This is a genomic window from Oricola sp. (genome assembly GCF_022763245.1).
Lineage (GTDB): Bacteria > Pseudomonadota > Alphaproteobacteria > Rhizobiales > Rhizobiaceae > Oricola.
In genome coordinates this window covers 13,455-24,945 of record NZ_JALEGV010000009.1, presented here as the reverse complement: position 1 = coordinate 24,945, position 11,491 = coordinate 13,455, and the positions used below count along the sequence as shown (strand labels likewise).

10 protein-coding genes are annotated in these 11,491 nt (G+C 64.0%); 3 read left to right on the top strand and 7 right to left on the bottom strand.

Features of this window, described 5'->3' with window-relative positions; translation table 11 throughout:
* Positions 1-21: 21 nt before the first annotated feature.
* The 7 genes from MRY80_RS02400 to MRY80_RS02370 form a co-directional block, all read right to left on the bottom strand.
* On the bottom strand, positions 22-1,479 hold the full coding sequence (locus tag MRY80_RS02400) for an aldehyde dehydrogenase family protein (protein WP_293287562.1): 1,458 nt from the start codon (positions 1,477-1,479) through the stop codon (positions 22-24).
* Between the two features lie 107 nt (positions 1,480-1,586).
* The gene (locus tag MRY80_RS27255; RefSeq protein ID WP_346433373.1) at positions 1,587-2,948 is read right to left on the bottom strand and encodes an ABC transporter ATP-binding protein; all 1,362 of its coding nucleotides are present in this window, start codon (positions 2,946-2,948) and stop codon (positions 1,587-1,589) included.
* Positions 2,941-3,675, bottom strand: coding sequence for an ABC transporter ATP-binding protein (locus MRY80_RS02390; RefSeq protein WP_293287560.1), 735 nt, complete (start codon positions 3,673-3,675; stop codon positions 2,941-2,943). The genes MRY80_RS27255 and MRY80_RS02390 overlap by 8 nt, the downstream gene beginning before the upstream one ends.
* Positions 3,672-4,640 (bottom strand): branched-chain amino acid ABC transporter permease, encoded by a 969-nt coding sequence (locus tag MRY80_RS02385; protein ID WP_293287557.1) that lies wholly within the window; start codon positions 4,638-4,640, stop codon positions 3,672-3,674. The genes MRY80_RS02390 and MRY80_RS02385 overlap by 4 nt, the downstream gene beginning before the upstream one ends.
* Entirely contained in the window at positions 4,637-5,503 is an 867-nt protein-coding gene (locus MRY80_RS02380) for a branched-chain amino acid ABC transporter permease (protein WP_293287555.1), read from the bottom strand. The genes MRY80_RS02385 and MRY80_RS02380 overlap by 4 nt, the downstream gene beginning before the upstream one ends.
* A gap of 61 nt (positions 5,504-5,564) precedes the next feature.
* Positions 5,565-6,767: an amino acid ABC transporter substrate-binding protein gene (locus MRY80_RS02375; protein WP_293287553.1), complete on the bottom strand. Its 1,203-nt coding sequence runs from the start codon at positions 6,765-6,767 to the stop codon at positions 5,565-5,567.
* 45 nt (positions 6,768-6,812) lie between these two features.
* On the bottom strand, positions 6,813-8,264 hold the full coding sequence (locus MRY80_RS02370) for an aldehyde dehydrogenase (RefSeq protein ID WP_293287550.1): 1,452 nt from the start codon (positions 8,262-8,264) through the stop codon (positions 6,813-6,815).
* 188 nt (positions 8,265-8,452) lie between these two features.
* On the opposite strand from MRY80_RS02370, the gene MRY80_RS02365 reads away from it, so the two are divergent.
* The 3 genes from MRY80_RS02365 (at position 8,453) to MRY80_RS02355 (ending at position 11,489) form a co-directional block, all read left to right on the top strand.
* Positions 8,453-9,358 carry a helix-turn-helix domain-containing protein gene (locus MRY80_RS02365; RefSeq protein ID WP_293287549.1) on the top strand — a complete coding sequence of 302 codons (906 nt, stop codon included), beginning with the start codon at positions 8,453-8,455 and terminating at the stop codon, positions 9,356-9,358.
* Between the two features lie 96 nt (positions 9,359-9,454).
* The gene (locus tag MRY80_RS02360; protein ID WP_293287547.1) at positions 9,455-10,573 is read left to right on the top strand and encodes a 5-methyltetrahydropteroyltriglutamate--homocysteine S-methyltransferase; all 1,119 of its coding nucleotides are present in this window, start codon (positions 9,455-9,457) and stop codon (positions 10,571-10,573) included.
* 190 nt (positions 10,574-10,763) lie between these two features.
* Complete coding sequence (locus tag MRY80_RS02355) at positions 10,764-11,489, top strand: SDR family oxidoreductase (RefSeq protein ID WP_293287546.1); 726 nt, start codon at positions 10,764-10,766, stop codon at positions 11,487-11,489.
* Positions 11,490-11,491: the final 2 nt, after the last annotated feature.

Below are 11,491 nucleotides of genomic sequence, written 5' to 3'. Positions count from 1 at the left end.
TTTCTTTGAGTGTGTGCCGGATCAGAAGACCGGCGGGAACGGCCGGCCACCGCGATCGAGCGTGATCCAGCGCGTCTCAGTGAATGTCTCCATCGACCATTTTCCGCCATGCTTGCCCAGGCCGGAAGCCTTGAAGCCGCCGAACGGCACATGCGGCTCGTCATTCACCGGCGAGCAGTTGACGTGGCAATTGCCCGTGTCCAGCTTGTTGACGATGGCAAGCGCCCTGCCCTCGTCTTCCGACATGACGCCGGCCGTCAGGCCGTATTCGCTGTCATTGGCCAGACGCACGGCTTCCTCGTCGCTGGAAACCTTGAACACGGAGCAGACCGGTCCGAAGCTTTCCTCCTGATAGAGCAGCATGTCGGGCGTGACGTTGGCGAACACCGTCGGCGTGATGAAGCGGCCGTTGACGTCGCCACCGGCGAGGACCGTCGCACCCTTGGCCTTGGCGTCGTCGAAATGGCGCGCAATTCGCTCGGCCGCACGATCGTTGATCACCGGGCCGAGGATGTTGTCCTTGTTGCCGGTCTCGCCGACCGTCAGTTTCTTCACGCGCGGAATGAAGTTCTCGACAAACTTGTCATAGACCTTCTCGTGCACGATCACCCGTTCGACCGACATGCAGATCTGGCCCTGATGCATGAAGGCGCCAAAATTGGCGGCCTGGACGGCGCGTTCCATGTCGGCGTCATCGCAGACGATCATTGAGTTCTTGCCGCCGAGCTCCACGCAGCATTTCTTCAGATGGGCGCCGGCCTTGGCCGCGATCAGCCGACCGACGGCGGTGGACCCGGTGAAGGAGACGCCCTTGACCAGCGGGTTTTCGATCAGTTCGTCGCCGACAGCGGCAACGCTTTCACGCGAGCAGGTCACGACATTGAGGACGCCCTTCGGCAGGCCCGCTTCCTCGAAGATCTCCGCCCAGAGAAGGCCGCCGATATAGGGCGTGTCTTCCGACGGCTTGAGCACGATCGTGTTGCCGGCGACCAGCGGGAACAGGAAGCCGCGGCCGGTCAGGATCAGCGGGAAGTTCCACGGGCTGATGACCGAAACGACACCCATCGGCCGGCGCACAGCCATCGACATCTTGCCGTATTCCGACGGCAGCACGTCGCCGATCGAGCCGTAGTTCGCGGCAGCCGCAGCCGGGAAGAGTTCAGCGGTGTATCCGGTCTCGAACATCGCCTTGCCGAACCAGCCGCCGCCCTCGGCCATCACCGCCTCGGCGATTTCCTGGCGGCGCTTCTCGAAGATCTCGCCAGCCTTGATCAGAAGATGCGAGCGCTTGGTGAAGGGCATCTCGGACCACTCGCCGAACGCCTCATGCGCGGCTTCGATCGCGCGGCGGGTGTCCTCGACGGAGGCATCGGGAACATTCGCCCAGATCGACCCGTCCGACGGGTTGTAGTCCGCAAAGGTCTGTGACTTGGCGGTCCAGCCGCCGCCGATATACATGCCGTCCAATACGCGTGCCATTTCTGGTTCTCCCTTGAATGCCCCGCTCCGGCTGCGTTTGCCGGCCGAGGTGTTCGGCCTCTTGGGCCTGTTGTCGAATGGTTGTGGTGCCGGGTGGTCCCGGCCGATTATTTCCCGCGTCCAGACGTGACGTGATCGCGTCCGATGCGCGAGGCACGTTCGGCCATTTCCGCGGCGCGGCGGCTGAGATCGAGGGCAGACGGCAACGCCGTCGGGCCGGCCTTCAGCGGAGCCTGCGCAACCAGCGCCGAGGCAGTGCTGAAGTGGTGATCGACGCGCTGCGCCTCGACATGGTGGCGCTGTATCTGTGCCGCCCTCTTGGCGAATTCCGCGGCTTTCCGGCTGAGATCATGCGCCTGGTTCGACACGATGATCGCGTCTTCCTGCGTGCTCACCTGCTTGGCCGGACCAGTGCCGTGCCCGTTGGCATGGCCGTTGACGGCGCCATTCGCGCCCGCCGGAACATAGAAGCCCTGCGATTCCCGGCTGGCGGCAGGCCCGGACTGAGCTGCCACGGTGCCCGGCTGGCTTTCAACCGTCCTGCCGCCGACCATCGCGCCGGCCGGAACATAGAAACGCCTGTGCTCCGCCCTGACCGCCCCGTCAGTCCGCATCGCGGCGTCAGCGACGGCCGTCGAAGGTTGCGGTGTTGCCGGCATCGCGGCCGCGGTTGCACGCTGTCCGCCAGCGGCAGCAGGCACGTAATAGTGCCGATGTTCCTCGCGCATGTTCGCCTCCCGTTTGTGTTGTGGTGCCGCAGCGGCCCCGCCCAGATAGGCCGCCTGCACGGCGGGGTCGTGAGCCAGTTCAGCGCCCGTTCCCTCGCCCGTGATGTGGCCGTTTTCGATAAGATAGCCGCGATCCGCGATCGCCAGGCTCTGCTTGGCGTTCTGCTCGACCAGAAGAATGCCGACACCGGTCTCGCGCACTGCCTTGAGCGACTTGAACAGATCCTTGGTCAGCAAGGGCGACAGGCCGAGTGACGGCTCGTCGAGCATCAGGATCTTCGGATTGGACATCAGTGCGCGGCCGATCGCGACCATCTGCTGTTCGCCGCCGCTCATCGTGCGCGCGATCTGGTTGCGGCGTTCCTCCAGCTTGGGGAACAGCTTCAACACGTCCTCGCGGCGCTTCGCTTCGCTGGAGCGTGCCTGCGGCCCGTAGGCGCCGAGCTGAAGATTCTCCGCCACCGTCAAGTCGCCGAAAATGCCTCGCCCTTCCGGCACCAGTGCCAGTCCGGCCTCCACGACCTTGTGCGGCTTGGCCTGCGTGATGTCCCGGCCGTCGATACGGATCCGCGCACCCGACGCCGCACGCACCATGCCGCCGATCGTCTTGAGGAGCGAGCTCTTGCCCGCCCCGTTGGCGCCGAGGATCACGCAGATCTCGCCTGTCGCCACATGGATCGAAACATCCTCCAGCGCCCTGTGTGCGCCGTAGGAAACGGAAAGATTGCTGACCTCAAGCATCGTCGGCTCCCAGATAGGCGCTGATGACTTCCGGTTGCGCCAGCACGTCGTGCACGGACCCGTCGGCGATCTTCACTCCGCTCGACATGACCACGCATCGGTCGCAAAGCGACCGGATAGCGTCCATCACATGCTCCACCATGATGATCGTACGTCCATCTTCACGCAGGTCGCGGATCAGTTCGATACCGATCTTCAATTCACTCGGATTGAGCCCGGCCAGCCACTCGTCGAGCAGCAGCAGGCGCGGGTTGGAGGCGAGCGCGCGGGCGAGTTCCAGGCGCTTCTGGTCGATATAGGTCATTGAGCCGGTCGGCGCGCCGCCGCGGCCACCCAGGCCGACGCGATCGAGCAGGACCTCGGCCTCGCGATAGGCGTCGTCGCCCCAGGCGCGCACATGACCGAACACCGCCCCCGCGATGACGTTCTCGATCGCCGAGAGCGACGGCAGGATGCGCACGAGTTGGAACGTGCGCGCGACGCCGCGACGCGAGATCTCATGCGCCGGCAGGCCGGAAATGGCCTCGCCATTAAGACGGATCGTGCCCGAGGTCGGCTTCAGCGCGCCCGAGATCAGGTTCATCATCGTCGTCTTGCCCGATCCGTTCGGGCCGATGAGCCCGATCAGTTCGCTCTGCTTGACAGTGAAGCTGACGTCGTTGACGGCGACGAGCCCGCCGAAGGCCTTGAGCACGGTGTCGACGGAAAGAAGCGAAGACCCGGTCATTCCGCAGCCTCCGGAACACCCGCCGCATGTTCGTGCCGCTTCGTCTGACGCATCCGGATGTCATCGACGAGCCCGATGACGCCGCGCGGCAGGTAGTAGACGATGGCCATGAAGGCGATGCCGATCAGCAGGCTCGTGTAGTTCGGGAAATTGGCCGAGATCTGATCGAACAGGATCGTGAACGGGATGACGCCGAGCAAGGGCGCCCACAGCCGTCCCGTGCCGCCGAGCAGCGCCATGATGACCACCTGGAACGAGATCACCGGATTGAAGGCAGACGGCGGTTCCACATAGGCGAAACGCGGCGCCAGGATCGCGCCCGTGATGCCGATGAACGCGCCGGAGATCATGAACAGGATCACCTTGGAGCGTGCGACGTCGATGCCGACATGACGCGCCACCGTTTCGTCATTGCCGATGATGCGCATGGCAAATCCGAGCCGCGACCGGTTGACCAGCCAGCCCGTGACATAGACCAGCGCGGCCAGCGCCAGCAGCATCCAGAAGATGTGCGCCTCGGTCAGGTCGGTGAAGACATAAAGGCCCACCGAACCGACGAAATTGACCTGAAGCCATGTCACGACCTGGCGCACCAGTTCGGCAAGGCCCAGCGTGAAGATCACGAAATAGACGCCCGACAGGCGCAGCGTCGCCAGGCCGACGAGGCCTGCAAGGATGCTGCTTGCCACCGCGGCGATTGCGATCAGGAGCGGAAATGGCAGCGTGTCGATGCCAAGGCCCACCGAATAGGTGCCGACCCCGAAGAAGGCCGCCGTCGCCAGCGAGACGTAATGGGTCGGGCCGGAGAACAGCGTCCAGGCCGTGCAGAGCACCGCATACATGGCGATATTGACGGCCATCGACAGGTAGTAGCCGTCGTCGGCCAGCGGAATGAGCGCCGCCGCGCCGAACAGCAGGAGCGCGATCCCGCCCGTGCGCTGTTCCGTTTCCTTGATGAGGCTCATGCCGTTTGCCTTCCGAAAATGCCCTGCGGCCGGAACAACAGCACCAGGATGAAGAGCGTGTAGGTGGCCGCCAGCGTGAGGCCCGGGTCGATCAGCGTCGCCACGGCCGTCTCGGCGAGGCCGAGCAGCAGTGCGGCCAGCACCGCGCCGCGGACATCGCCGACGCCGCCCATGATCACAATGATCAGCGCCTTCATGGTGAAGATCACGCCCATGGAGGCGTTGAACGTGTAGAAGGTCGAGAGCAGCGCGCCGCCCGCCGCTGTCAGGCCGCCGCCGAGCGCGAAGGCGAAGGCCGACATGCGCGGCACGTCGATCGCCACCAGGCTGGCCGACGCCGGATTGACAGCGACCGCGCGCACGGCCGTGCCGTAACGCGTACGATAGAGAAAGCCGTAGAGTGCGGCCGCGATGACGACCGCGGCGATCAGCGCGACGATACGGTTGAGCCCGTAATTCTCGCCCATGATGCGCACCGGCTCGGACAGGAAATTGTAGGAGAAATAGCCGCCGCCGAAGACGAGCAGCATCACGCCCTGCATGATGAACATCAGACCGAACGTCGCCAGAATGCTGTCGATCTCAAGCTGTCCCCGGTTCTTCGCCCGGTCGACCAGCGGCCGCATCCCGTAGGCGTAGATCAGCCAGTTGAGCACGAAGGCGCCGGGCGCGATCAGCGCGATGCCGATGATCGGATTGATGGAGGCGGCCGTGTGCAGCCAGAACGCGCAGAAGCACGCCAGAACGAGGTTTTCCCCGTTGGCGAGATTCATGATTCGCGCCACGCCGTATTGCAGCGTCAGCCCGAGCGCGATCAGCGCATAGGTGCCCCCCAGCACCGTCCCCGTCACCAAAATGTCCATGGATCAATTCTACGATTTTCGCCGGTGCGGCAAAAGCCGCACCGGTTTTTGTGGTTAGTGATCAGTTCCAGCCGGACTTCAGGATCGGTGCGGTCTCGCCGCCAACCCCGGTCGAAGCGATGCCGTGGAAGACGCCGTCCTGCCACTGGCCAACCGTCCAGAACTTGCGGATGACGTTGTTGTCGAACGTCCACTCGCCCATGATCGTCTCGAAGGTGCCGCTCTTGAGCTGCTCGATCACCGCGGCCTTGTCCAGCGAACCGACTGCCGTGATGGCCTGTTCGAGGACTTCAAGGCTCGCATACTGCACCGGGCTCGCCCAATAGTCGGGCGCGACGCCGGTCACTTCTTCCTGACGCTTGGCGAAGTCCTGATAGGCGGGGCTTTCCGCATTCACGCCGCCGACGCCCATGACGCCGTTGGCTGCTGCGCCATTGGCACCTGCGAAGGCCGGAAACGCGGTCGCAACGCCCACATAGTAGGCCTTGACCGGCAGATCCGCGATCGCAGCCTGCTTGGTCAGACCGAACGTGTCGCCCGGATAGGAAAACGCGATGAACGTGTCCGGACCGGCATTCTTCGCCGCCGAGATGATCGGTGCGAAATCCTGCTGCTGCAGCGGGTAGGACGTCTCGTAGACGATGTCGAAGCCCGCTTCCTTCAGCGCCGGCTTGCCGGTGTTGGCCAGTTCGATGCCGAACGCGTCGGCGACGTTGACGACAGCGACCTTGTCGTTGATCTGGCCGGCTTCGCGCATGTCCTTGAGCAGATCGACGAGCGACGAGGCCATGCCTTCCGAGGTGCCGAGCGTCCAGAAGGAATTCGGCCAGCGGCTGGCGAAATCATCGACCCCATCCGCGACAGCCGTGACGGCGATGTGCGGATAGCCGTTCTTGGCGATCAGCGGCGCCACGGCGAGGTTGATGCCGGTGCCATAGGGCGGAACGATGAAATCGACCTTGTCGACGGTGGCCATGCGCTGAACGTTCTTGATCGCTTCCTCGTTGGAGGTGCGGTCATCATATTCGATCAGCTCGACCTTCATCTTCGTGCCGCCGACGTCGATGCCGCCGCGCTCGTTGACGTCATGGACCCAGAGCTGCACGGCCGGCCAGTAGGTGACCGCCGCACCACCGGCCAGCGGGCCGGTCTTCGGGGCGCTTGCGCCGATCTTGATCACATCTTCGGCGACGGCCGGTCCGGCGAGGACCGCGCTTGCCAGAAGCGATGCGGCGAGAGTTTTGATCACAGTTCTACGTTCCATTGGCTTCCTCCCTTTGAGAACGTTGGTTGCATGGATCCCGATCGGTCAGATCGGGTACTCGTGTTTGCCGTTCTGGATCGTGATCCAGCGCAGCTCCGTGAATTCGTCGATGCCGGCCCGTCCGCCGAAACGGCCGTAGCCCGAGGCTTTCACCCCGCCGAACGGCATCTGCGGCTCGTCATAGATCGTCGCCGAATTGACGTGACAAATCCCCGTTTCCAGCCGCTGGGCCACGGCGAGCGCGCGGCTGACGTCGCGGCTGAACACTGCCGCCGCGAGCCCGTATTCCGTATCGTTGGCGACAGACACCGCCTCGTCCTCTCCACTGACCCGAATGATCGAGGCGACAGGCCCGAAACTTTCCTCGTGATAGATGCGCATCGCCGGCGAGACATTGTCGAGGATCGCCGGATCGACGAAGACGCCTTCCTGACGTCCGCCGGTTACCAGCTTTGCACCCTTCATCGCGGCATCATCGATGAGCCCCTTGACCCGCTGGGCGGCCTGTTCGGTGATCATCGCGCCGAGCACGCAATCCGGATCGCGCGGGTCGGTGGCGCGAATGGCGTTGGCGCGCGTCTTGAATTTGTCCACGAACTCGTCGGCCACGCTCTCGTCAACGACGATGCGTTCGGTCGACATGCAGATCTGGCCCTGGTTGAAGAACGCGCCGAACACCGCGGCGTCGACGGCGGCATCGATGTCCGCGTCGTCCAGAACGATCACCGGCGCCTTGCCGCCAAGTTCGAGGAGGCAACGCTTCAGATAGCGAGCCGCCTTCTCGGCGATCATCCGGCCGACGCGCGTCGAGCCGGTGAAGTTCACCCGGCGAACGGCCGGATGCGCAATCAGCGCCTCGACGACCTCGGGCGCAGTCTCCGGAGCGGAATGAATGACGTTTACGCAGCCTTTCGGCAGGCCGGCTTCGTTGAGCACCTCACCCAAGAGCCCGTGCGTCCGAGGACACAGTTCGGACGCCTTCATCACGACCGTGTTGCCACAGGCAAGCGGCATGGCGACACTACGCGTCGACAGGATCACGGGCGCGTTCCATGGCGCCATCGAGAACACAACGCCACATGGCTGCCGGATCGCCATGGCGAATGCGCCTGGCCGCTCGGCGGGGATCACCTCGCCCGTCGCCTGGCCGGCCATCGCCCCGGCTTCTAGCAACATGCTCGCCGCCAATCGGCAATTGAACTGGCCCCACGAAGCCGTGCTGCCCGTCTCGCTGATCATCGCCTCGACGAAATCGTCGGCGCGTTGAAGCAGGAGACTGGCGGCATCATTGAGGATTTCGCGGCGTTCGCTCGGAACCGTCGAGGACCAGCCCGGAAAGGCGCGCGCGGCAGCATTGGCGGCGCGTACCGCATCCTCGGTGCTCGCGGCCGAGGCGCGCGTCGAAACCTCCAGCGACACGGGATCGAGCCGATCAAACGTCTCACCCCGCGTGGCCGAAACCATCGCACTGTCTATCAGGAGCGCCGTTTCCAGCATTCCTCCTCCCTGCTCCCCGGACCTTTGTACCGTCCAGGGATGTGTACATCCCACAGCCTCTGCGGGCCGTTTCCATCCTGCAATCAAAGATAGCGTATACACCTTGAAAGAAAATGCAATTTCTTGGTCGAATATTGCGGAAAATACGGATAAACGGTGCAGCGCCGCGCATTCGAGGAAACTGGTAAATGGTCTCTGATCTCCCGCTCTTCACCAAGCTGCCGATCTATGTCAGCCATTTGGAGAGCGGATTGCAGCGCCGCATCGAGACCTTGAAGCGCGGCGCGGGCGAGAAGGCGCACATCCTTTTCCTCCTGAGCGACGGCGACGCGCGCATCGAGGGCCGCGGCTCCGAAGCGGTCCTCAGCGGGCCGTCGATCGCCTGGCGTCAGACCGCCGGCGACTTCAAGCTCATCCTGGAGGCCGGTTCGGCCGGCTATCTCGCAGAGATCACGGAAGAGACGCTGGCCCGTTCCATCGGCGACTTCTTCGAATCCGCTGCCCTCAAGCGACTGTTCGACGGCAACTGGACCCGCCCGCTTGAGGATAGCAGCGCTCCCCTGGTCGCCATCCGCCAACACATCGAAAGCATCCTCGACGAGGTGCGCACCCAACAGGCGGCCACCGGCATGATGATCGTGGCGCATCTGCGCATCGTCCTCGTCACGATCCTGCGGGCGACCGGCGAGGAGGAAATCGCCAGCGTCACGCACGGCAACAGCGCCCACTACCTGCAGCGCTTCCGGCAGCTTCTGGAGGCCGGGTTTCGCGCCCACCACCCGGTCGGACACTATGCACAGGAACTCGGCATCACCCACGACCGGCTCCACGCCATCTGCGTGCGCGAACTCAACAAGACGCCGAAGTCGCTGATCGCCGAGCGGCTCGCGCGCGAGGCGGCGCTCGGGCTGGAGCGCTCGACGCTATCGATCAAGCAGTTGAGCTATTCGCTCGGTTTTCGCGACCCGGCCCATTTCTCCAACTTCTTTCGCCGGATGACCGGGCTGACGCCCGGCCGTTTTCGAAAGATGATGGCCGCCGCGGCCCCGGAGACCGACGGCTTTTCGCCGCCGAGCTTCGCCGACTGGCCCTGAGCTTCGAAGACGCGCACGCGAACGCTGTTGCAGGCCGCGACAAGCGCCGGTACAAGCACGCCAACCACAACAAATGTCTTGCATGGGGAGATTCCGATGACCGTTGCAAAACCGCCATATCGCGCCGACCACGTTGGCAGCCTGCTGCGTCCCGAACCGGTCAAGCAGGCCCGCAAGAGCTTCTACGAAGACAAGTCCATTTCCGCGGACGAGCTGAAAGCCGTCGAGGACGCGGCAATCGTTGACCTCATCAAGATGCAGGAAGAAATCGGCCTGCCGGTCGTCACCGACGGCGAAGCGCGCCGCTCCTTCTGGCACTATGACTTCATGGGCATGCTGACCGGCCTCGACCTCGAAGAGCGCGACGAAGGCGTGCAGTTCGCGGGCGTCAAGCTGCGTCCGATCTTCCCGACGATCAACGCGAAGCTCGACTTCCCGTCCGATCACCCGATGATCGAGCACTTCAAGTTTGTCGCTGACAACACCAAGGTCATGCCGAAGATCTCGATCCCCGGCCCGTCCTGCTGCCACTTCCGCACTGCGGTCGAAGACATCCATCCGGCCGAGTACAAGGACCCGCAGACCCTGTTTGCAGACCTTGCCGCCACTTATGCCAAGGCCGTCCAGGCGTTCTACGACGCCGGCTGCCGCTACCTGCAGATGGACGACATCTTCTTCGCCTATCTCTGCGATCCGAAGCATCGCGAAGCGAAGGCCGCCGCGGGCCAGGATCCTGACTGGCTGATCGACCGCTACGCATGGATGATGCGCGAGGCGATCAAGGACCGGCCCGACGACATGACGATCGGCATGCATATGTGCCGCGGCAACTTCCGCTCGACCCACGCCGCCGAAGGCGCCTACGACCTTGCCGCCGAAGCCATCTTCTCGACCGGCGTCGATATCTTCTTCATGGAGTACGACACCGACCGTGCCGGCGGGCTCGAGGCACTGAAGCTTCTGCCGAAAGGCAAGCAGCGGGTGCTGCCCGGCTTCATCACGACAAAGACCGCGGAACTGGAGAGCATCGACTGGCTGAAGGCGAAGTTCGAGGAAGCGTCGCAGTATTGCGACATCGACCAGCTCGGCATCGCGCCGCAATGCGGCTTCGCCTCCACCGAGGAAGGCAATGCGATCACCTATGACGACCAGCGCCGCAAGCTGGAACTGGTGGTCAACACGGCCGAAGCCATCTGGGGCGGCGTCGCCTCCTGATCCTAACCCGCCTGACTTTGAAAACACCGGCTGCCCCGCAGCCGGTGTTTTTTGTGCGCATCAGACGCGTGAGATCAAAGGTGTATACATTCGCGCCGCAACTCCCTTGCTTTCACCGGTCGCAGCGTTGAAAACAGGTGGAGATCGCATGTCCCGGAGGTCCGGGATGTACGCAAGATGGGAGGAAAGCATGCAATCGATCAAAGGCAAGGTGGCGATCGTCACCGGGGCGAGCAGCGGCATCGGACGTGGCGTGGCCGAGGAATTGGCGAAGGCCGGTGTGGTCACGGTCCTGGCAGCCCGCAGCGCCGACAAGCTTCAGGAGCTGGCTGCCGAAATTGCCGCCGAGGGTGGAACGGCTTTCGTCGTGCCGACGGATGTCACCAACGAGGATGACCTGCTGCGCCTGTTTTCCGAGACCGAGCGGCTTGCCGGTCCGGTCGACATCCTTGTCAACAATGCCGGCATGGCCGACGCGACGCCCCTGCCCGACCTGTCCACGGAACGCTGGCAGCAGATGCTGGCCACCAACCTCACCTCGGCGGTGATCTGCGCGCGCGAAGCGATGCGCTCGATGAAGGGCCGCGGCGGGCGGATCATCAACATGGGCTCGCTGTCGGCCAAGATCCCGCGCCACCATTCGCCGGCCTACACCATGACGAAATTCGCCATCGAAGGCCTGACGCGCCAGATTTGCCTGGACGGACGCGACGACAACATCACCGCCTCGACGCTGCATCCCGGCGCGACCCGCTCCATGCTCGCCCCGGGCAGCACCGACAAGCTGACGGAAAACTGCCTCGAGCCGGAAATGCTGGGCGAACTGGTCGTCTATATGTGCAGCTTGCCGCCCGAGCTCACCATGCTCGACACGGTCATCCTGCCGGTGAAGAACCCGTTCCTCGGCCGCGGCTGAGC